The 22,594-nt window shown below is 66.9% G+C and carries 16 protein-coding genes; 12 read left to right on the forward strand and 4 right to left on the reverse strand.

What is annotated here, in order from left to right; translation table 11 throughout:
* Positions 1-50: 50 nt before the first annotated feature.
* From AC5Y3Z_RS22795 to purD, 5 genes are all read left to right on the forward strand, one after another.
* On the forward strand, positions 51-1,520 hold the full coding sequence (locus AC5Y3Z_RS22795; protein WP_463828424.1) for an aldehyde dehydrogenase: 1,470 nt from the start codon (positions 51-53) through the stop codon (positions 1,518-1,520).
* 12 nt (positions 1,521-1,532) lie between these two features.
* The gene (locus AC5Y3Z_RS22800; RefSeq protein ID WP_463828425.1) at positions 1,533-2,285 is read left to right on the forward strand and encodes an SDR family oxidoreductase; all 753 of its coding nucleotides are present in this window, start codon (positions 1,533-1,535) and stop codon (positions 2,283-2,285) included.
* Positions 2,282-3,148 (forward strand): NAD(P)-dependent oxidoreductase, encoded by an 867-nt coding sequence (locus AC5Y3Z_RS22805; protein WP_463828426.1) that lies wholly within the window; start codon positions 2,282-2,284, stop codon positions 3,146-3,148. Before AC5Y3Z_RS22800 ends, AC5Y3Z_RS22805 begins: the two co-directional genes overlap by 4 nt.
* Positions 3,148-3,585: a carboxymuconolactone decarboxylase family protein gene (locus AC5Y3Z_RS22810; protein ID WP_463828427.1), complete on the forward strand. Its 438-nt coding sequence runs from the start codon at positions 3,148-3,150 to the stop codon at positions 3,583-3,585. Before AC5Y3Z_RS22805 ends, AC5Y3Z_RS22810 begins: the two co-directional genes overlap by 1 nt.
* A gap of 87 nt (positions 3,586-3,672) precedes the next feature.
* The gene (gene purD, locus AC5Y3Z_RS22815) at positions 3,673-4,941 is read left to right on the forward strand and encodes a phosphoribosylamine--glycine ligase (RefSeq protein WP_463828428.1); all 1,269 of its coding nucleotides are present in this window, start codon (positions 3,673-3,675) and stop codon (positions 4,939-4,941) included.
* A gap of 6 nt (positions 4,942-4,947) precedes the next feature.
* Here the strand turns inward: purD and AC5Y3Z_RS22820 are convergent, their stop codons facing one another.
* The 3 genes from AC5Y3Z_RS22820 to AC5Y3Z_RS22830 form a co-directional block, all read right to left on the reverse strand.
* Positions 4,948-6,552 (reverse strand): serine/threonine-protein kinase, encoded by a 1,605-nt coding sequence (locus AC5Y3Z_RS22820; protein ID WP_463828429.1) that lies wholly within the window; start codon positions 6,550-6,552, stop codon positions 4,948-4,950.
* 174 nt (positions 6,553-6,726) lie between these two features.
* Entirely contained in the window at positions 6,727-8,310 is a 1,584-nt protein-coding gene (locus tag AC5Y3Z_RS22825; RefSeq protein ID WP_463828505.1) for a gamma-glutamyltransferase family protein, read from the reverse strand.
* Positions 8,311-8,614: 304 nt separating this feature from the next.
* Positions 8,615-9,526 carry an alpha/beta hydrolase-fold protein gene (locus tag AC5Y3Z_RS22830; protein WP_463828430.1) on the reverse strand — a complete coding sequence of 304 codons (912 nt, stop codon included), beginning with the start codon at positions 9,524-9,526 and terminating at the stop codon, positions 8,615-8,617.
* A gap of 55 nt (positions 9,527-9,581) precedes the next feature.
* Between AC5Y3Z_RS22830 and AC5Y3Z_RS22835 the strand changes: the two genes are divergently transcribed.
* Positions 9,582-10,247: a TetR/AcrR family transcriptional regulator gene (locus AC5Y3Z_RS22835; protein ID WP_463828431.1), complete on the forward strand. Its 666-nt coding sequence runs from the start codon at positions 9,582-9,584 to the stop codon at positions 10,245-10,247.
* On the opposite strand, the gene AC5Y3Z_RS22840 is transcribed toward AC5Y3Z_RS22835, so the two are convergent.
* Positions 10,201-10,956: a DUF429 domain-containing protein gene (locus tag AC5Y3Z_RS22840; protein ID WP_463828432.1), complete on the reverse strand. Its 756-nt coding sequence runs from the start codon at positions 10,954-10,956 to the stop codon at positions 10,201-10,203. The genes AC5Y3Z_RS22835 and AC5Y3Z_RS22840 overlap by 47 nt on opposite strands.
* 180 nt (positions 10,957-11,136) lie before the next feature.
* Between AC5Y3Z_RS22840 and purB the strand changes: the two genes are divergently transcribed.
* The 6 genes from purB to AC5Y3Z_RS22870 all read left to right on the forward strand — a co-directional run bounded on the left by purB (position 11,137) and on the right by AC5Y3Z_RS22870 (position 22,590).
* The gene (gene purB, locus AC5Y3Z_RS22845) at positions 11,137-12,555 is read left to right on the forward strand and encodes an adenylosuccinate lyase (protein ID WP_463828433.1); all 1,419 of its coding nucleotides are present in this window, start codon (positions 11,137-11,139) and stop codon (positions 12,553-12,555) included.
* A complete protein-coding gene (locus tag AC5Y3Z_RS22850; protein ID WP_463828434.1) occupies positions 12,552-13,802 on the forward strand; it encodes a cytochrome P450 in 1,251 nt (416 codons plus the stop codon). The genes purB and AC5Y3Z_RS22850 overlap by 4 nt, the downstream gene beginning before the upstream one ends.
* Positions 13,803-13,997: 195 nt before the next feature.
* Positions 13,998-16,247, forward strand: coding sequence for a serine/threonine-protein kinase (locus tag AC5Y3Z_RS22855; protein WP_463828435.1), 2,250 nt, complete (start codon positions 13,998-14,000; stop codon positions 16,245-16,247).
* Between the two features lie 119 nt (positions 16,248-16,366).
* Positions 16,367-18,136 (forward strand): fatty acyl-AMP ligase, encoded by a 1,770-nt coding sequence (locus AC5Y3Z_RS22860; RefSeq protein ID WP_463828436.1) that lies wholly within the window; start codon positions 16,367-16,369, stop codon positions 18,134-18,136.
* A 12-nt stretch (positions 18,137-18,148) separates the two neighbouring features.
* Entirely contained in the window at positions 18,149-18,424 is a 276-nt protein-coding gene (locus AC5Y3Z_RS22865; RefSeq protein WP_463828437.1) for an acyl carrier protein, read from the forward strand.
* Entirely contained in the window at positions 18,424-22,590 is a 4,167-nt protein-coding gene (locus AC5Y3Z_RS22870) for an aminotransferase class I/II-fold pyridoxal phosphate-dependent enzyme (protein WP_463828438.1), read from the forward strand. The genes AC5Y3Z_RS22865 and AC5Y3Z_RS22870 overlap by 1 nt, the downstream gene beginning before the upstream one ends.
* Positions 22,591-22,594 lie beyond the last annotated feature (4 nt).

The raw sequence follows: 22,594 nt of genomic DNA on the forward strand, positions 1-22,594 counted from the left end.
GCAGAGTTATCGGACAGCTGTCCATTCAACTGAGTTTCGGGAGACTATCGATGGCCCTGTTGGCCGACGGCGCAAGCGCACTATTCATCGACGGCAAGGCGTGTGACGGCGGCGCAGGCACTTTTCCGACCGTCAACCCGGCCACCGAGGAGGTGTTGGGCGTCGCGGCCGATGCCGATGCGCAGGACATGGGCCGCGCGATCGAAGCCGCGCGCCGGGCGTTCGATGACACCGACTGGTCGCGCAACACCGAACTGCGCGTGCGCTGCATCCGGCAGCTGCGCGAAGCGATGCAGCAGCACGTCGAAGAACTGCGGGAGTTGACGATTTCCGAGGTCGGCGCACCGCGCATGCTCACCTCCATGGCGCAACTCGAGGGACCGGTCAACGACCTGGCGTTCGCCGCAGACACCGCCGAATCCTATGAGTGGAACCAGGATCTCGGCCAGGCCGCCCCGATGGGCATTCCCACCCGGCGCACGATCGCTCGTGAGGCGGTCGGCGTCGTCGGCGCCATCACGCCCTGGAACTTCCCGCACCAGATCAACCTCGCCAAGCTGGGTCCCGCCCTGGCCGCGGGCAACACCGTCATCCTCAAGCCCGCACCCGATACGCCGTGGTGCGCGGCCGTGCTGGGCGAACTCATCGCCGAGCACACCGATTTTCCGCCCGGCGTGGTCAACATCGTCACCTCCAGCGACCACAGCGTCGGGGCCATGCTCGCCAAAGACTCACGGGTGGACATGATTTCGTTCACCGGGTCCACCGCCACCGGCCGCAGTGTGATGAGCGACGGCGCGGCGACCATCAAGAAGGTGTTCCTGGAGCTGGGTGGTAAATCCGCGTTCGTGGTACTCGACGATGCCGACCTGGGCACAGCCGCCGGGGTGGCGGGTTTCTCGGTGTGCATGCACGCCGGGCAGGGTTGTGCCATCACCACCCGGTTGGTGGTGCCCCGGGCCCGGTATGACGAGGCGGTCGCCATCGCCGCCGCCACCATGAGCGGTATCCGGGCCGGCGACCCGGCGAACCCGAAAACGATTTGCGGACCGTTGATTTCGGCGCGCCAGCGGGACCGGGTGCAGGGTTACCTCGACTCCGCGGTCGCCGAAGGGGGTACGTTCGCCTGCGGGGGCGGCCGTCCGGAGGGACGGGATGTCGGATTCTTCATCGCACCGACCGTCATCGCCGGCCTGGACAACAATGCCCGCGTCTCACGGGAGGAGATCTTCGGGCCGGTGCTCACCGTGATCGCGCACGACGGGGACGACGACGCCGTCCGCATCGCCAACGATTCCCCATATGGCCTGTCCGGCACCGTGTATGGAGCCGACCCGGACCGAGCCGCGGGCGTGGCGTCGCGGATCAGGGCCGGCACCATCAACGTCAACGGCGGCGTCTGGTACTCCGCCGATGCGCCGTTCGGCGGGTACAAGCAGTCCGGGAACGGCCGCGAGATGGGCCTGGCCGGATTCGAGGAATACCTCGAAACCAAACTCATTGCAACAGCCGCGAATTGACAGGAGACCCGGGTGGGACAGTTCGAGAACAAGGTTGCGATCGTCACCGGGTCCGGTGGCGGCATCGGGCAGGCATACGCCGAGGCGCTGGCTCGGGAGGGCGCGGCCGTGGTGGTGGCCGATATCAACGCCGAGGCCGCCGCGGGGGTGGCCAAGCAGATCACCGCCGACGGCGGCACGGCCATCAGCATTCCGGTCGACGTGTCGGATCCCGCTTCCGCCAAGGCGATGGCCGACCGCACACTGGCCGAGTTGGGTGGCATCGACTATCTGGTCAACAATGCGGCGATCTTCGGCGGCATGAAGCTCGACTTCCTGCTCACGGTCGACCCCGAGTACTACAAGAGGTTCATGAGCGTGAACCTCGATGGCGCGCTGTGGTGCACGCGCGCGGTGTACAAGAAGATGGCGAAGCGCGGCGGTGGGGCGATCGTGAACCAGTCGTCCACCGCGGCGTACCTGTATGCGAACTTCTACGGTCTGGCCAAGGTCGGTATCAACGGTCTGACGCAACAACTTTCGCGGGAACTGGGCGGACAGAACATCCGGATCAACGCGATCGCACCCGGCCCCATCGACACCGAGGCGAACCGCACCACCACGCCCAAGGAGATCGTCGACGACATCGTCAAGGGACTTCCGTTGTCGCGCATGGGTACGCCGGACGACCTGGTCGGCATGTGTCTGTTCCTGCTCAGCGACCAGGCTTCCTGGATCACCGGCCAGATCTTCAATGTCGACGGCGGACAGATCTTCCGGCCATGAGCGAGCACGTGAAACTCGGCTACATCGGGCTGGGCAATCAGGGTGCGCCGATGGCCCAGCGGTATCTCGAATGGCCCGGCGGACTCACGGTTTTCGACGTACGCGACGAGGCGATGGTCCCGTTCGTCGAAGGCGGCGCCACCGCGGCCACCAGTGTCGCCGAAGTTGCCGACGCCGACATCATCAGCGTCACCGTGCTCAACGACGAGCAGGTCCGTGACGTCATCACCGGCGACGGCGGATTGGCTTCGCGGGCAAAGCCCGGCACCATCATCGCGATTCATTCCACCATCGGTCACACCACGGCCGCCGAACTGGCACGCGAGCTCGAACCGCGGGGAATTCACATCGTCGACGCCCCGGTCAGCGGGGGCGCGGCAGCGGCAGCCAAGGGCGAGCTGGCCGTCATGGTGGGTGCTGAGGACGAGACGTTCCAGCGCGTCAAGGAACCGTTCTCCCGGTGGGCTTCGGTGGTGGTGCACGCCGGGAAGCCGGGTGCGGGTACGGCCATGAAGTTGGCACGCAACATGCTGACCTTCGTCGGCTACGCCGCGGTCGGCGAGGCGCAGCGGCTGGCCGACGAGGCCGGCATCGACCTGATGGCGCTCGGCAACGTGGTGCGGCACAGCGACGCCCTCACCGGCGGCGCCGGCGCCATCATGTATCGCAGCGATGCCAAAGACCTTGCGCCCGACCATTTCCTCTACCAGCCGTTCCAGCACACCGTGGGGTTGGGCGAGAAGGACCTGGGTTTGGTGCTGGAACTGGGCAACGCTCTCTCGGTCGACATGCCTATCGCACGGTTGGCGCGCGAGTTGCTGGCGGCCAACTTGGGGGTTCCGCACATAGAGAAAGAGTCGTGATGGACGAACAGCGCCGTAAGGGCCTGGAGAAGATGAACGAGGTCTACGGCTGGGAGATGCCCGACATCGAGGGCGACCCCTATTTCGACCTGACCGTCGACCACCTGTTCGGCTCGATCTGGACCAGGCCGGGTCTGTCGATGCGCGACAAGCGCATCATGACGCTCACGGCGGTCACCGCGGTGGGCAGCCGCGACCTGGCCGAGATCCAGATCAACGCCGCGCTGCTCAACGAGGAACTCACCGAGACCGAACTCAAAGAGATGGCAGTCTTTCTCACCCACTACCTGGGCTTTCCGCTGGGTTCGGCGCTCAATGGGGCAGTCGACACGGTGGTGCGGCGACGCAAGAAGGCAGCGGCCAAGGGCGCCGGGGAGGACAAGAAGGCCAACGTCGAGGGAGCGCTGAAGATGCACTCCGGCGGCGAGCGCGACTGACCCCGCCGAGCAGACACACAATCGCACCGGACACGGCCACTTTGTGCGATTCTCCGTCTGCTCGCGGGCAGGCTAGTGTGACGTGTCGTGCGCATCCTGGTGATCGGTTCCGGTGCCCGTGAACACGCCCTACTGCTGGCGCTCAGCAGAGACCCGCAAGTCACCGGCTTGTTCGTCGCGCCCGGCAACGCCGGCACCGCCCGGCTGGCCGAGCAGCACGACGTCGACATCACCTCCGGTGACGACGTCATCGCGCTGGCCCGCAAGGTGGCGGCCGACCTGGTGGTCATCGGTCCCGAGGTGCCGCTGGTGCTCGGCGTGGCCGATGCTGTACGCGCCGCCGGCATCACCTGCTTCGGGCCCAGCAAGGGCGCAGCCCTGATCGAGGGCTCCAAAGCGTTTGCCAAGGACGTGATGGCAGCGGCCGGAGTGCGCACCGCCGCCAGCGAAATCGTCGACAACCCGGCACATTTGGACGCAGCGCTGGACCGGTTCGGCCCTCCGGCGGGCGACCCCGCCTGGGTGGTCAAGGACGATTCCCTGGCAGCCGGCAAGGGGGTGGTGGTGACGCCGGACCGCACCGCCGCCCGCGCGCACGCCGCCGGTCTGCTGGAGGCCGGGCACCCGGTGTTGCTCGAGTCCTTCCTGGACGGTCCCGAGGTGTCGTTGTTCTGCGTGGTCGACGGCGCGACCGTGGTGCCGCTGTTGCCGGCGCAGGATTTCAAGCGGGTCGGTGACGGGGACACCGGCCCCAATACCGGCGGCATGGGCGCTTATTCGCCGCTGGCCTGGCTGCCCGACGGCATCTACCGCGAGATCGTCCATCAGATCGTCGAACCCGTTGCGGCCGAAATGGTTCGGCGTGGCAGCCCGTTCACCGGGCTGCTCTATGCCGGCCTGGCGATCACCTCCAACGGCCCGGCGGTCGTCGAATTCAACTGCCGCTTCGGCGATCCGGAGACCCAGGCGGTGCTGGCATTGCTGGAATCCCCGCTCGGACAGCTGCTGTACGCCGCGGGCAGTGGCAAGCTGGCCGATTTCGGCGAGTTGCGGTGGCGCGACGGTGCGGCCGTGACGGTGGTGCTGGCCGCCGAGAACTATCCGGGGCGCCCGCGGGTCGGTGACGTCGTCGTCGGCTCGGAAGCCGACGGTGTGCTGCACGCCGGAACCGCGCGACGCGCCGACGGGACGATCGTCTCCTCCGGCGGCCGGGTGCTCTCGGTGGTGGGGACCGGCGCCGATCTCGCCGAAGCCCGTACCCACGCGTACCGGATCCTCGGCTCAGTCAAGTTGCCCGGCAGTCATTTTCGGACCGACATCGGCCAGCGAGCGGCCGAGGGAAAGATCAACGTCTGAGCCGTCCTAGCGCTGGTACTGCGGGCAGTACACGGTGATCGCGGCGTTGACGCCGGCAGCGGCTTGCGAAGGGGTGATTCCCTCGTTGCTGTTCACTGTCGCGTTGGCGGCCTCACCGGGGCTGACGCCGTTCTGCAGCACCGTGCACAGGTTGCGGCCACTGGCGACCGCGACTGACGGGTCGGTGACGGTGACGCCCGGGATCCCCGATACGAGATCGAGGTAGGTCTGGTCGGGGCCGGGGGGCGGTTGCTGCGGGGCGGGTGCCGCAACTGGTTGCGGGGCCGGCGCCGGTGCTTTGGACGCAGGCGCAGGTGCGGGCGAAGCCGGCGGCCGTGGCGCGGCCGCGGGTACCTGCGCAACCGGCGGTCGCGGCGGCGCGGCGGGTGTGCTCGGCGCTGCGGCGGGGGCGGGCGACGGCGGTGCCGCAGGCGACGGGAGTGCCGCAGGCGCAGCCCCATTCGGTACCGGAGCCGCTGATGGTGGTGCAGCCGGAGCTGCTTGCGGCAGTCCCTGCACCGGTGCGGCCGGTGGCGCATCCTTCGCCGCGGTGGTGGGAGCGGTGCCCGGGTAGCCGCTGGCACCCACGGCGGTCAGCCCGATCACCGCGAATGCCGCCGCCACCGCCGCCCATCGGCGTCGCGACTGGTCGGTCGGTGCGGCGGCAGACGACGCCGCAGTGCTCTTGGCCGGCCGGATCGCCAGCGGTCGGGGCATGGTCGACGCCGCGGTGCCCGGGTGCCTTCTGGTGCGCGCGGCCCGCGCGAACGCCTCGGCGAACTCCGAGCACCGGGCGAATCGATCGGCCGGGTCCTTCGCGAGAGCCACCGCGAGCACCGGGTCGAACACCCTGAGCATCGGGTGGGTCTCCGCCAGTTTCGGAGGTGGCGAGCTCAGGTGGCGGCTGATCACCACGGCGGGATTGGTGTGCGGGAACAGCGGCGACCCGGTCAGCAAATGGTAGACGGTGGCCGCCAGAGCGTACTGGTCGGCGCGTCCGTCGATGGGTTCGTCCGTCAACTGCTCGGGTGCGGCATAGGGGAAGGTGCCGATGGTCATGTTGGTCGCGGTCAGGCCGCTGGTATCGCCGACGGTACGGGCAATTCCGAAGTCGCTCAACAGGGTTCGCTGATCGCCGCTGTCGGGTTTGGCCAACAGGATGTTGGCCGGGCTGACATCACGGTGCATCACGTCGTGGTGTTCATGGGCGTAGTCGAGGGCGCGGGCGATGGCTTCCAGGATCGGCAACACCTGATCTGCCGGCATGCCGACCGGGTAGTGGTCCCGTACCAGGGTCGCGGCGTCGGTGCCGTCGACGAAATCCATGGCGAGCCACAGTTGGCCCTCGCATTCGCCGCGGTCGTTGACGCGCACGATGTTCGGATGCCACAGGCCGGCCGCCAGGTCGGCTTCCCTGATGAACCGCTGTCGGTAGTCGTCGTCCGCGGAAACAGCACTACCCAAGATCTTGAGCGCCTCGAGTCGCGGCAACCGAGGATGCTGGGCGAGGTAAACCTCTCCCATTCCACCGGCGCCCAGGAACCGGACAATCGTATAGCCAGCAAACTCGGTGCCGTCGGCCAATCCGCTGCCGGGGACCATGTCAGCCATCCCAACCATGGAACAGTCTCCTGCGATAGACATGGGCCAGCCTCGTTGCTGGCCTGCGAGTAGTGTATGGCCTTCATTTTAGATTTACTACCGAGCCACTCCCAGTTCACCTTTTGTTCACCTATGAATTCAACCAGAGGCCAGCTGCCGCCGCAGTATGCGGCAAAGGTACCGTCAGAACGCCGCGGCCTGCCCGTCCCGCCGCGGATCGCTGACCGCGAGATAACCGTCGTCCAGCCGCCAGATCGCCTGACAACTGCCGAACGAGTTGTAGTCGTCCACCGCGAGCAGGTCGTGTCCGCGCCGGCGCAGCTCGTCGAGCGTCGAGGACGCGAACCCCCGCTCGCAGCTGACCTGTAGTCCCTGCACCCAACGGAACCGGGGGCCGTCACAGGCCGCCTGCGGGTTCTGTCCATAGTCGGCGATACGGACCAACACCTGCACGTGACCCTGCGGTTGCATCGGTCCGCCCATCACCCCGAAACTCAGCACCGGTGCGCCGTCCTTGGTGACGAAGCCCGGGATGATCGTGTGGTAGGGACGCTTGCGGGGGCCGACACAGTTCGGATGTCCTTGCATTGCAACGAAATCGAACCCGCGGTTCTGCAACGCTATCCCGGTGCCCGGTACCACCACTCCGGAGCCGAAGCCCATGTAGTTGGACTGGATCATCGAGACCATCATTCCGGATGCGTCCGCGGCAGTCAGATACACCGTGCCGCCGCGGGGCGTCCCGGCGCCGGCCGGCTGGGCGCGGTTCGGATCGATCAAGGCCGCGCGCGCCTGCAGGTAGTTGCGGTCCAGGAGTTGGTCCGGGCGCACCCCCATGTGGTCGACGTCGGCGATGTACGCCAGCGCATCCGCGAACGCGAGTTTGAGCGCTTCGATCTGCAGGTGCACGCTATCCGCGGAATCGACTGGCAGGCTGGACATGTCGAAGTGCTCGAGGATGCCCAGTGCGATGAGCGCGACGATGCCCTGGCCGTTAGGGGGTATCTCGTGGACGGTGTAGCCGCGGTAGTGGCCGCTGATGGTGCCGACCCAGTCGGCTTGGTGCGCGGCCAGGTCGCCGGCCAGCATCGCTCCGCCATGGGCCCTGGAGTGCGCCTCCAATTGCTCCGCCAGTTCGCCGCGGTAGAAAGCCTCGCCGTGGGTCGCGGCGATATGCTCCAGCGTGGCCGCGTGATCGGGGAAGCTGAACAATTCCCCGGGCCGTGGTGCGCGTCCGTCGGGCATGAAGGCGTCGGCGAAGCCGGGTTGCAGTGCGAACAGTGGCACCTGGGCAGCCCACTGCGCCGCGACAGTTGGCGAGACCGGAAAACCGTTGCGGCCGTATCCGATAGCTGGTGCGAAGAGCCGCTCGAAGGGCAGCTTGCCGAACCTGGCGTGCAGTTCGGCCCAGGCGGACACTGCCCCGGGTACCGTCACCGCGTTCCAGCCCAGCGCTGGAACTGGTTGTCCGGCAAAGTATTCCGGTGTCCAGGCGGCTGGGGAGCGACCCGACGCGTTGAGTCCGTGCAGTTCTTTGCCGTCCCACACGATGGCGAACGCGTCGGATCCGATGCCGTTGGACACCGGTTCGACGATCGTGAGCGTGACGGCGGCGGCGATCGCCGCGTCGACGGCATTGCCGCCGTCGGCAAGCATTCGCAGCCCGGCCTGAGCGGCCAGCGGTTGCGACGTGCACACCGCGTTGGCGGCCAGGATCGGCATGCGTGGCCAGGCATACGGGAAATCCCACCCGAACGGCGCGTTCACGATCGCGAGCGTAGCGCCGCCGAGCGTAGCGCCGCCGAGCGTAGCGCCGCCGAGCGTCACGCTGGCGTGGCATTCACCGCCGAGTGTCACGCTGGCGTGACGGCTGGGCGATCGGCGAGGGTGGCGGCGCCGAGTGTCACGCTGGCGTGGCATTCACCGCCGAGTGTCACGCTGGCGTGACGGCTGGGCGATCGGCGAGGGTGGCGGCGCCGAGTGTCACGCTGGCGTGGCATTCACCGCCGAGTGCCACGCTGGCGTGACAGACAAAAGAGTCAGTCAGGTAGCCCGCGGCGTACCCAACCCATTACGCCGTCAGCAGCGGCGCCATCCACGTCAATTCGGCCGGCAACTGCGAGCTCCAGAATCCGCCGTTGTGCCCGCCCGGCGAGAAACCGCCTGCCGGCGGGTTGGGCAACTGGGCGATGAACTGCTTGGTCGCCGCATAGAACTGGTCGCTGTCGCCGCAGTCGATCCGGATCGGGATCGACGCCAGCGCCGGCATGCCCCACACCGAATTGGCCGCGTAATCCTCGGGTCCGTCGAACGCGCCCGGCGCGGCCGCCCCCGGCGAGGTCCATAAGGCCGGGCTCACCGCACAAATCGCCGCGGTGCGCCCCGCTCCCAATCGCCCGCCGAGCAACAGCGCGCCGTAGCCGCCCATGGACCACCCCAGGAATCCCACCCGCGAGGTGTCCAGTCCCTGCGCGTCCAGAATCGGCATCAGCTCGTTGAGGACCATCGCCCCGGCATCCTCGCCGGAGGCCCGCTTGTGCCAGTAGCCACCGCCGCCGTCGACCGCGACCACCGCAAACGGCGGCAGGCCGGCGTTGACCGCCTGCGCCACGCCCTGCTCGACGCCTCCGGCCATCACCGTGGCGGCGTCGTTGCCCTTGCCGTGCAAAGCGATGATCGGCCGCAGCGGCTTGGTCTGGCCCGGCGGCCGGGCGATCGCCCAATTCGTGGACACCCCACCGCGCGCGGCCGACACGAACGACCCGGTCGTCATCGTCGGAGCCACCTGTCCGGACGGCGCCGGATCCAGCGGCCGTGCCGGGGCCAATGGAACGTTTGTCCCAGTCTGGGCCATCGGTGCAGCCGCGGACTCACGGGCCTGAAACAGCATGTCGAACGCATATGCGCCGACTGCGCCGCCTACCGCGCTGACGCCGAGGCCCAACACGGTCCGACGGCTGATGTCAGGCATGCGGGCCATCATGCCATGTCCGTTTCGCGAAAATGGCAATGCAGTACCACTTTGACTGGCAGCATGGGTGGACGTGACAGCAGCAGTTACTCCAAAAGGAGAACGTCGGCGGTACGCGCTGGTGAGCGCTGCCGCCGAGCTGCTCGGCGAGGGCGGGTTCGAAGCGGTACGTCACCGGGCTGTCGCCCGGCGGGCGGGCCTGCCGTTGGCGTCCACCACTTACTACTTCTCCTCGCTGGATGATTTGATCGCCCGCGCGGTCGAACACATCGGGATGATCGAGGTGGCGCAACTGCGCGCCAGGGTCAACGCCCTGTCGCGGCGCCGCCGGGGGCCCGAGACCACCGCCGAAGTGCTGGTTGACCTGTTGGTGGGTGATGTGTCCGGCCCGGGACTCGCGGAGCAGCTGATTTCCCGGTACGAGCGTCATATCGCCTGCACCCGCCTGCCCGCGCTGCGGGAAAGCATGCGCCGCAGCCTGCGGCAGCGCGCTGAGGCGGTCGCCGAAGCAATCGAGCGGTCCGGCCGGTCGGTGCAGATCGAGCTGGTGTGCACGTTGATCTGTGCGGTCGACGGGTCGGTGGTCTCCGCGCTGGTCGAGGGTCGCGACCCGCGAGCGGCGGCATCGGCGACGGTGATCGACCTGATCGACGTGCTCGCACCGGTCGACCAGCCGCCGGTGCGGATCAGCCTCGCGGCCCCGGAGCCAAATCCGCCGGTAGCGACGGCGTAACGATGTGCCCGGTGGCCGCGTCCCCGTAGATGGTGATGTCGGCCGGGCGCCGGCTGGCATACAACGCCACATAGGCACAGACGACGGCGTCCACCGGATCCTCGGCCCGCCGTAGTTCGCTTTTGCGTTCGGCCGCAATGACTCCGCGTCGCAATGAGGTCCACTCGACGTTGCCGGTGACGTGCAGCGGCACCGGCGCGGTCGCCAGCGACTCGACGGCGTCCATCAGCCGCAGCAGTTCGGACTTCAGACCCTCGACGTCGCGCCCGGGCTTTGCCTTGTACTTCAGCGTCCGCGTCAGCCGAAACAACGCCACTGTCGCCGCGTGCGGGTAGACCTCGATCGCACGCCGGGCAGCTGTTGAGTACGGATCCAGGTCCAGCTGCAGCGCCCCGGCCAGGCGCGCCGCGCGCGGACCGTTGGAGAACTCCGGCTTTCCGGTGTTAGCCGGATGCGCACCCGCCTCGAACCTGCGGAAATCCCGGTTGAGTGCGGTCTCGGCGGGGCGCTGGCCCGTCGGGTTGGTCACCACCAGGGGCGCGTCGAAACCGACCAGGCAGTCGGCCTGAACACAGCGCCCCAGCGCCGCCAGCACCTGCGCGTCGTCGCGGACAGCACCGACGCTCAGCAGGACACCATCGTCATCCAGCACCGCCACACCGGTCGGGTTGCGGCCCGCCCAGGCCAGGTCCACGCCGGCGAAGAACATGGTTAGAGGTAACTAGCACGCGTTGGCGCTGCGTTCAGGGTGGCGCTTACTCGAACTTTTGCGCCACCAGCGCAGAGTCAGCCACGAGGCCGAGCGGCCGGCGCCATCAGCGCAGGGTCAACCCCGCACGCGCCACCAGCGCAGCGTCAACCGGGCAAGCGAACCGTAAGCTGTGTGCCTGTGAGCATTCCGAATGTGCTGGCCAGCCGCTATGCCAGCGCCGATATGGTGGCGATCTGGTCGCCGGAAGCCAAGGTGGTCGCGGAGCGGCGCCTGTGGTTGGCCGTGCTGCAGGCCCAGGCCGAGCTGGGGGTGGAGGTTCCCGCCGAAGCGATCGCCGATTACCAGCGGGTGCTCGAGGTCGTAGATCTCGTCTCCATCGCGGAGCGCGAACGGGTGCTGCGCCACGACGTCAAGGCCCGCATCGAGGAATTCAACGCGCTGGCCGGTCATCAGCAGGTGCACAAGGGGATGACCAGCCGCGACCTGACCGAGAACGTGGAGCAGATGCAGATCCGGCAATCGCTGGAACTGGTGTTCGCCCACGGGGTGGCGGTGGCGGCCCGGCTCGCGGAGAAGGCGGTGTCCTACCGCGACCTGGTCATGGCAGGGCGCAGCCACAACGTCGCCGCCCAGGCCACCACGCTGGGCAAGCGGTTCGCCTCGGCCGCGCAGGAGACGCTGATCGCGCTGACCAGACTGCGGGAGCTGATCGACCGCTACCCGTTGCGGGGCATCAAAGGGCCGATGGGCACCGCGCAGGACATGCTCGACCTGCTCGACGGCGACGCGGCCAAGCTCGCCGAACTGGAACGGTCCGTCGCCGCATTTCTCGGCTTCTCGACCGTGCTGACCAGCGTCGGGCAGGTCTATCCGCGTTCGCTGGACCACGACGTGGTCTCCGCGCTGGTGCAACTGGGTGCCGGACCGTCGTCGTTCGCGCACACCATCCGGTTGATGGCCGGCCACGAGCTGGTCACCGAAGGCTTCGCCGAGGGCCAGGTCGGCTCCTCGGCAATGCCGCACAAGATGAACACCCGCAGTTGCGAGCGGGTCAACGGACTGCAGGTGGTGCTGCGCGGTTATGCGTCCATGGCCGCCGAGCTGGCCGGCGCACAGTGGAACGAAGGGGACGTGTTCTGCTCGGTGGTGCGCCGAGTCACCCTGCCGGACAGCTTTTTTGCTGTCGACGGCCAGATCGAGACGTTCCTGACGGTGTTGGACGAGTTCGGTGCCTACCCCGCGGTGATCCAGCGTGAGCTGGACCGGTATCTGCCGTTCCTGGCCACCACGAAAGTGTTGATCGCGGCGGTACGCGCCGGGATGGGCCGCGAGTCGGCCCACCACGTGATCCGCGAACATGCGGTGGCCACAGCGCTGGCCATGCGCGAACGCGGCGCCGAACCCGACCTGCTCGACCGCTTGGCGGCGGACCCCCGACTACCGCTGGACCGGCCCGCGCTCGACGCGGCGCTGGCCGACCGGAACGCATTCACCGGTGCCGCCGCTGACCAGGTCGACGAGGTCGCCGGACTGGTGGACCAACTGGTCGGGCGTTATCCGGAGGCGGCCAAGTACACGCCGGGGGCAATTCTGTGACTGCTACTCGTGCCGACGCGCTGTCCGCGATCGATTTCACCGATCTGGACAACTTCGCCCACGGGTTCCCGCACGAATTGTTCGTCGTACACCGCCGCGAGGCGCCGGTGTACTGGCACGAGCCGACCGATAACACCCCGGACGGCGAAGGCTTCTGGTCGGTGGCCACCTACCCGGAAACCCTTGAGGTGCTGCGAGATCCAGCCACCTACTCGTCAGTGACGGGTGGTGACCGGCCATTCGGCGGCACGTTGTTGCAAGACCTGGCCATCGCCGGCCAGGTGCTCAACATGATGGACGATCCGCGGCATGGGCAAATCCGCCGGCTCGTCAGTTCCGGACTGACGCCGCGGATGATCAGGCGCGTCGAGGACGACCTGCGCGCCCGGACCCGGCGACTGCTCGACGCGGTAGTGCCGGGTGAGCCGCTCGACTTCGTCGTCGAAATCGCCGCCGAACTGCCGATGCAGATGATCTGCATATTGCTGGGAGTGCCGGAGTCCGAACGTCATTGGCTGTTCGAGGCGATCGAGCCGCAGTTCGACTTCGGTGCGTCGCGCAAGGCGTCGCTGGCGCAGCTCTCGCTCGAGGAAGCCGGGACGCGGATGTTCACCTACGGACAGGAGTTGATCGCCGCCAAACGCGCTGAGCCCACCGACGACATGTTGTCGGTGGTCGCCAACGCGACGGCAGCCGACGCCGATACCCCGGTCATGACCGATCTGGAGTTGTACCTGTTCTTCAGCCTGTTGTTCAGTGCCGGCGCTGAGACAACCCGCAACGCGATCGCGGGCGGGCTGTTGGCGCTGGCCGAGCATCCTGACCAATTCCATTCGCTGCGTTCAGATTTCGACCAGTTGCCGACGGCGATCGAAGAGATGGTCAGGTGGACCTCGCCGTCGCCGTCCAAGCGGCGCACCGCCACGCACGACGTCACCCTGGGCGGGCAGGTCGTCTCGGCGGGACAGAAGGTGCAGATCTGGGAAGGCTCGGCCAATCGCGACGACAACGTCTTCGACGCCGCCGACGTGTTCGATATCGGCCGAAAGCCTAATCCGCACTTGGGTTTCGGGCAGGGCGTGCACTACTGCCTGGGGGCGAATCTGGCCCGTTTGGAATTGCGGGTGCTGTACGAGGAACTGTTGTCGCGGTTCGCCGCCGTGCGGATCGTCGAACCCGTGGAATGGACCCGCAGCAACCGGCACACCGGCATCCGGCACCTGGTCGTGGAACTGCACGGGGCCTGATCCGGCTCGCGGTATCGAGTCCGGCACCGGAGCATGACCGGGACCGGCAACCAGATTTTCAGCCCGTGACCCGGCTAATAACGCCTTTGCCGGTTTAGGATGCCACTGCGGCGTGGGCACGGTGGTGGTGCGTGCGCCGTCGAGAAGTCGCCGGGGCTGGTGGCCGGCGAGCGGTGCCCGGTAGCAGGAGCAGCGATGGACGAGACACGGTTAGAAGCCGGTACGCAATTCGGCCCGTATCTGCTCAAGCGGGTGATCGGCAGCGGCGGTATGGGGACTGTGTACGAAGCACAGGACACCACCATGGACCGAGTTGTTGCGCTGAAACTCATTTCGGGTCCCTACGCCCAGGATTCGGCTTACCGGCAGCGGCTACAGCGGGAGGCCCGCATCGCCGGACGGCTGCAGGACCCGCATGTGGTGCCGATCCACTCGACCGGCGAGATCGACGGGCAACTCTATGTCGACATGCGGCTGATCAACGGCACCGACCTGGACACCCTGTTGCAGCGTTCCGGTCCGTTGCCGCCGCACAAAGCGGTGTCAATCGTGCGCCAGATCGCCTCGGCACTGGATGCCGCCCACGCCGCCGGAGTGCTGCACCGCGACGTGAAACCGGGAAACATTCTGATCACCGCCGACGATTTCGCGTATCTGGTGGACTTCGGTATCGCCAACGCGGCCACCGAAACCAAGCTGACCCAGATGGGTGACGTGCTGGGCACGTGGACATACATGGCGCCGGAAAGGTTCCGCGGCGACGGGAGCGCAGTCACCCCGCGATCCGATACCTACGCGCTGGCGTGCGTTCTGGTCGAGGCGCTCACCGGGAACCCGCCGTTCTCCGGCGATACCGCGACGCTGGTCGGGGCGCACTTGACCGAACCGCCACCCCGGGTGAGTTCCCGCATGGGACTGCCCCCGGCGCTGGACGAGGTGATTTCGCGCGCCCTGGCCAAGAACCCCGACGACCGATACGCCACCAGCGGCGAGTTCGCCCGCGCGGCGGAGGAGGCTCTCGCCAGCCTGGGCAGCGCGACGGCGACCTTCACCATTCCGGGTAGTTCCGCACCCACGGTGCAGACCACACCCGGACAGCAAACATCATCCACGCAACCGCCGGTTCAGCAACCCTGGGCACAGCCGACTCCCCAGTATTATCCGCCCGGCCCCGCCGGGCCCGGCGGCCCATCGACCTTCGGGCCACAGGCGCTGTCGGGCAAGCGTAATCGATGGCTGCCGATCGCAGCTGCCGTCGTGCTCGTCGTCGCGATCGTGGCGGGCCTGGCTATCTGGCAGCTGACCAAAGGTGATTCCACTGCGGATTCCACCGATATCAGCAAACTCGATGTGGGGCGCTACGGCACGAAGCCGCGGTCCCTGCCCGGTCCGGCCACTGCAGATGAAGGCCGCTTTTTGGAGGCCTACCGCCTTGCCGAGGGTGTCACCGACCCTTATGCCGTCGACCCCCTGCTGGACCATGTCTACGGACAGGCGGTCCCAGACCCGGAACTGGCTGCCACCGCAATTTCGGGTACCGGAACGCCACTGACGCAACCGGTTCTGCAGAAGTACGGGATGATCTCCGGATATTTCATCGAAGGGATCTCCAAGCGCTTCCAAGAGTTCGTCCGCGACCGCACCGGGGATCTGGCGGTGATCATGTTGACGAGCTTCCCCAACGACGACGCCGCCGCCCGGGCCGCCGTGGAGATGGACTCAGTGGACTTCGCCGTCAACCCCGAAAACCAGGCCACTCCCATACCTGGCTATCCGCAGGCCAAGGCTCATTATCGGCCCGGGTCCCCGTCGGTCGGCGCCACCATGGCCTCGGGCAGGCTGGTGATGTCCATTGCGGTTCGCAGCGACAACAACCCCGACCTGTCTTATCTGACCAATCGCGTGCAGCGGATCTTGGACCTGCAGTTGCCGCTGGTGGGCAGACTCATTCCGGGTGCCGGTGTCGACCTCACTTCGATGCCGATCGATCCCGATCGGATGCTCAGCCGACTTTTCTTCGCCGGAGACCAGCCCAGAGTGTCACTCAATTTCGGCAGTATGGGCCCGCATGCTGCCGGTTTCTGTGCAGACAGCCAAGCCCGCAAAGACGGTTTGTACGCTGAAGCCGGAATCGACCGGTGCGCGTTCAGCTCTGACAGCGTCTTGCTGCGGACCAAGGATGAAGAGGCCGCCAAGACGTTGCTGCCCAAGCTGGTCGAGGCCGAGCGGGGGGAGTACATGGACCACGAGGTGCCGCCGCCCAACGACATTCCCGGCGCCCGCTGTTACGAACAGAAACAGGAAATCGTGGCCGACAACGCCAACAGTCGGTTCGAGTGTGCGGTGAATTTCGGACGTTACATCGGGTGGGTGCACAGCAACGAGGACAAGGACGCGCGCCAGCGTGCGGCGGCGCAGTACGCCATCCTCGTCAACAGCGCCTGAGCCTGCGGGCATACGCCTGCGTGCCGAAACCGCAGGACGCCAAGAAATTGTTGAGAATGCTTTGAGGCCCGCCCACCAGATTGCTGTTCAACAGTGCAGCGAATCTGGGGAGTGCGGAGATGGTGGGTCCGGAAGCAACCGGGATAGCACAGGCCGTTCGGCCGCCGTTGCCGGCAACCGCGCACCTTGATCTGGTCTGCTGCCTGCGGTCGCAATTCGAAACCTACGGCGCTAGCCGGCATTTCGTCTTTCTGCGCGAGTCCGGACGAAGGATGATCGAAGAACGCGTCACCTTCGCTGACCTCGACCGCGGTGCCCGTGCGGTGGCGGTCTGGCTGAAGTCCCGCCCGGAGACCAGCCGGCCGGTACTGCTGTTGTTCGAGCCAGGCATCGAGTTTTGGATGACGTTCCTGGGCTGCGTCTACGCCGGTGTCGTGGCGGTCCCCGCGCCGTTGCCGCACGACGAACGCAGCTTGCAACGCGTCGCAGCTATCCTCCGCGACTCCGACAGCAGTCTGGTGCTGACTTCCGCCGAGCTGCGGGCCGTGATCGCCACGGGCATCGGCGCCCTCGGTCTCGATCGCCCGATCACCTGCAGCGCCGACGACGACCGACCACCCGTGAATGCCGATGCGTGGACGATGCCTGAAATCACGCCCGACACAGTCGTCCTGCTCCAGTACACGTCCGGGTCGACCGGTGACCCCAAGGGCGTCGCCGTCACCCATGACAATGTGTTGCACAACGAGGCGGTTATCGCGCACGCGCTGGACGTGACTGACCAAGCCGTAGTGGTCGGTTGGGTCCCGCACTTCCACGACATGGGTCTGTTCAGTGTGCTGCTTTCCTTCGTCACCGGCGCAAACGCTGTCACCATGTCGCCGCTGGCATTCCTCAAACAACCGCTGCGAATGCTGTGGGCCATCAGTGACTACCGCGGAACACATTCCGCTGCGCCCAATTTCGCCTATGACCTGATCGCGCGCCGGGTGACGCCGGAGCAACTCGCCGGGCTGGACCTCGCGTCGTGGCGAGTCGCGTTGAACGGTGCCGAGCCCATCCGGTGGCACACCATTGAACGGATCACCGGATTGCTTGCCCGGAACGGCTTTTCGCCATCGGCACTACGTCCGGCCTACGGAATGGCCGAAGTGACCCTACTGGCCACCGTCAGTCGCGGCGCACCGCGCCATCTCGACGCCGACACCGATGCCCTCGAACGCAATCGCTATGAAGCCGGCACGGACCACAGTGTGCGTCTGGTCAGTTCCGGTGAGCCGGGGCCGGGAATCGAGGTGCTCGTCGTCGACCCCGACACCCGCACGGTACTGCCCGATGGTCGGGTCGGCGAAATATGGTTGCGCAGTCGAAGTGTCGCCGCCGGCTACCACGGCAAGCCGGTCGAGACCGCAGACAGGTTTGCGGCATTGACCGACTACGGCACCGGCCCGTACCTGCGGACCGGCGACCTCGGATTCCTGCATGACGCGCAGCTCTACGTGACCGGCCGCCGCAAAGATCTGCTGATCGTCAACGGACGCAACCTCTACCCCCAGGACATCGAGGACTACGTCCAGACACTGCACCCGGCGTTGACGGGTGCACGGGGGGTCGCGTTCTCGGTCGACGTGGACGGCGGCGAACGACCGGTGGTGATTCACACCGTCAAGAGCAGCTTGCTCGGCGAGGTCACCTACGCCGAGCTGGCCGCCACAGTGAAGCGGTCCGTGGCAGGGGCTTTCGAGGTTCCCGCGCCCGTCGTGGTGTTCGTCGAACGCGGCGGCATCCACCTCACCACCAGTGGGAAGGTGCAACGAGCTTCGATGCGTACGGCGTTCCTACGTTCCCACCTGTCCCACGTACTGCACCACAGCCACAACGCCATCTGATGAGGAGCTTCGATGACTGCCCAACACCGTAACACTCTGCGCTGGTTGACTATTCGACTGGCTGCCGCCCTCGAAGTCGCACCGGCACTGGACCCCTTCGTACCCCTGGCGGACATGGGTGTCGACTCGGTGCGCGCGGTGAGCCTGGCCGGCGAGATCGAGACGCACTTCGACATCGATGTCGAGCCGACGCTGATCTTCGACTATCCCACCTTGTCGCACATCGCCGAATTCATCGGCACGGCCGTTGCAGAGCGAGTCGGCCGCGTCGACGAAGCAGTCGCATGATGACCGACATCGCCGTTGTCGGCCTCGACTGCCGTTTTCCCAGAGCAACTGACCCGGCCGCACTGTGGCAGCTGCTGCTCGAAGGCGGCGACGGGGTGGACGAGATCACCGCGTCCGAGCGCTGGGATGGCGCCGCACTGCAGAACTCCGGAATCCTCAACCACCGCAATGCCGGACTGATCGCCGAGGCCGACGCCTTCGACAACGACTTCTTCGGCATCACGCCGCGGGACGCCGCGGCAATGGACCCGCAGCAACGCCTGCTGCTGCACACCGCTTGGCGGGCAATCGAAAACGCCACGCTGGACCCGCGCGGACAGGCTGGTTCCCACACCGGCGTGTTCGTCGGTGTGATGGCGGCCGAATGGGCACATCTGCAGATGCGCGACTACACCCGGATCACCGCTCAAACCGGTTCCGGCAACGGCCACTTCATGACCGCCAATCGGCTGTCCTACCAGTTGGACCTCAAAGGTCCCAGTCTCGCGGTGGACACCGCGTGCTCATCCTCACTTGTCGCGGTGCACCTGGCGGCTCAGGCGCTGCGGCACCACGAATGTGACCAGGCCTTGGCCGCGGGGGTCAACCTCACCCTCACCCCGGCCATCAACGCGTTCTATACGCAGGCCGGGCTGGCCGCCCCGGACGGTCGCTGCAAACCGTTCAGCGCGGCGGCCGACGGGATCGGGCGCGGTGAGGGCGTAGCCGTCATCGTATTGCGCCGACTGGCCGACGCGGTGGCCGAAAACTTGCCCGTCTATGCCGTGATCAAAGGCAGCGCGGTCAACAGCGACGGCCGCAGCAACGGCGTCACCGCGCCGAATCGGTGGGCGCAGCAACAGGTTGTCGAAGCGGCCTGTCGTGCCGCCGGCATCGTCCCCGCCCAGATCAGCTTCCTCGAGGCGCACGGCACCGGGACGTTGCTTGGCGACATGATCGAGGTGAAGGCGCTGGCCCACGCCCATCGGCGGGGACGCGAAGAGCCCTGTGTGATCGGGTCCATCAAGGGCAACCTCGGTCACACCGAAGGCGCCGCCGGGATCGCCGGCCTGATCAAGGTGGTGCTCAGCCTGCATCACCGGATGGTGCCGCCCACGCGCTTCGCCGACGACGAGAACGCTGCGCTACGGCTGGGCGACGGTGGACTGCGATTGCTGTCCGAGCCCATGGCACTGCCGGCGGACGTGGTCTACGCCGGGGTGTCCAGTTTCGGTATCGGCGGCACGAACAGCCACGTGGTGCTCGCCAGCGCCGCTTCCGCGGCGCCCGTCCCGGCCACTACCGGTGGCGGGATCGTGACGCTGTCCGCTGACTCACCGGAAGGACTGCACCGCAACGCAGTTCGGCTTGCCGAGGACCTGGAGAACAGCACCGCACCGCTCGCGCAGTTGTGCTGGTCGACGAACAAGATCAAGGCGACCGGCAAGGTGCGCCTGGCATTGGCCGCCCGCGACCGCGCCGCAACCGTCGCGGCACTGCGCGCAGGAGACTTCGACACCGGTGCCGCCGGCGGGATTTCGGCGGGCTGGCTGTTCAGCGGACAGGGCACGCAGTATCCGGGCATGCACCGGGCGCTGTACGAGGACAGTGCCACATTCCGCGACGCGTTCGACCGGGTCGAAAGCACGATGCTGCCGTATCTCGGCGCACGCATCGGCCGGCTGATGGATGACGACCGCGTGCATCGCACCGAATTCGCACAGCCGGCGATCTTCGCCGCGCAGTATGCGCAGACGCAGGCGCTCGCCGCGGTCGGTGCCGAACCGGCTTGGCTGCTCGGCCATAGCATCGGCGAGTACGCCGCCGCGGTTGTCGCCGAGGTGTTCAGTCTCGAGGATGCCTGCCGACTGGTCGTGGCACGCGGACGTTTGATGCAGCGGCTGCCCGCCGGCGGCGGCATGTTGGCGATACACGCATCGGTCAACGAACTTCCGTTCCGCACAATGGATGTCGCGGCCGTGAACGGCGACGGCGAAATAGTGCTGTCCGGTGCGTTGGACGCCATCGAGCGCACGGCGGCATGGTGTGCCGAGGCAGGTATCCGCGCACGAAGGCTGGACGTGTCGCACGCCTTCCATTCGGAGTTGATGGAGCCGATGGTCGCGGAGTTCGCGGCCGTAGCCACGCAGTGCCGCTACCAGCTGCCGTTGATTCCGATGTTTTCCACTCTGCGCGGTGGCATTCCCGATCGCGACGAACCGATGGACGCGCAGTATTGGACGGCGCACGTCCGGGCCACCGTCCGGTTCGGTGCCGCGGTCACCGAAGCGCTACAGACGCACCCGACCCACCTGGTGGAGTTCGGTTCCCGGCCTACGTTGGCGCCGATGATCATCCGATCCCATCCGGATGCGCCACCCGTCCTGTCGGTGGCTCGCGGTGTGGCCGAAACCGCCGCGGCGCTGTACCGCGACGGACTGAACCCCGACTGGGACACCCTGTATCCCGCCGATGCCAGGGTGGCGCACCGACTCGGCGGATATGAATTCAGCACCGCGAACCGCTACCGGATCACCGAACAAGCCGGTCCAACGTCCCGGCACGACACCGGCACCGACACCGATAAGGAGCCCACGATGGAAAGTCTGGTGGCACTGTTCCGCGAGCAGGCGGCCGTGCTCGCCGCATATCGCGGTATCGACCTGCCGGCCGAGCTGACTACGCATCTCGAATCACCGTCGCAGGTGGACATCAGCGCCGTGGTGCGGGCCGAGATCGCCCGCGTCAGCGGGTTTCCCGCGGCGCGGCTACATCTGTCGTCGACCATCGTCGGCGACCTTGGATTCGACTCCATCATGGTGACCGATCTGATCAGCGGCTTGAAACGCAAGCTGCCCGGTCGCCAGGTTGATCTGGCGGCCTTCGGACCGGACACGATGATCGCCGATGTGGTTGCCATGGCCGGCGGCAGCGTAGGCGAGCCGGCCGAGGAAGCGACGCAGCCGCCCGCGGTCACCCCGCAATTCCGGATCAGCGATTTCGAGGAGGTCAAAGCGCTGGCAGAGCGGATCTCACTGGTCGACACCGCCGGCGTCGACAATCCGTACTTTGTGGTGAACGACGGCATCACCACCGACACCTCGATCATCAACGGTGTCGAGGTGATCAACTTCGCCAGTTTCAACTACCTGGGCCTGTCGGGTCACCCGGCAGTGGCTGAGGCCATGGCCGACGCAGTGCGCCGATATGGCAGCTCCTGCTCGGCGTCCCGCATGCTGTCCGGCGAGAAGCCGATCCACCGTGCGCTCGAACGCGAACTGGCCGATCTGCTCGGAACCCAGGATGCGCTGGCTCTGGTCAATGGGCACGCCACCAATGTGACGGTGATCGGACACCTGCTCGGCGACCGCGACCTCGTCATCCACGACAGTCTCGCGCATGACAGTATCGTGCAGGGCTGCAAGCTATCTGGGGCCACTCGCCGACCCTTCCCGCACAACAATGCCGCCGCGCTCGACGAGCTGCTGACCGAAATCCGGCACCAGTACCGCCGCGTGCTGATCGTGATCGAGGGCGTCTACAGCCAAGACGGGGACGTCGCCGACCTGCCCGCCTTCATCGAGGTCAAGAAAAAACACCAGGCGTTGTTGATGATCGACGAGGCGCACAGCATCGGTGTGCTCGGAGCCGCTGGCGGTGGCGTCGGGCAACACTTCGGCGTCGACCGCGCCGACGTCGAATTATGGTGCGGCACAATGTCGAAAGCGTTGGCCGGCTGCGGTGGTTACGTGGCGGGAAGCCGGGAGCTGATCGAATATCTCAAATACACCACGCCGGGGTTCATCTTCAGCGGTGGCCTACCGCCGGCCATCGCGGCCGCGGCACTTGCTGCAATCACGGTGATGCGCAGCGAATCAGGCCACCTGCAGCGTCTGCACGAGTCGTCGGCGCTGTTCTTGAGGCTGGCCCGGGAAGCCGGCCTGAACACCGGAGACAGTCAGGGCACCCCGATCATTCCGTGCATCGTGGGCAGCTCGATGACGGCGCTGCGGTTGTCGCACGCACTGCTCAGGCACGGCGTCAACGCCAACCCGATCCTCTACCCGGCCGTGCCCGAGGATCAAGCGAGGCTGCGGTTCTTCATCACCAGTCAACACACTGAAGAGCAGATCCGTTACGCGGTGCGGGTTCTCGCCGGGGAGCTCGCGCTCGTGCCGGCGGCGTGAGGAC

Source organism: Mycobacterium sp. NGS61, from assembly GCF_059812325.1.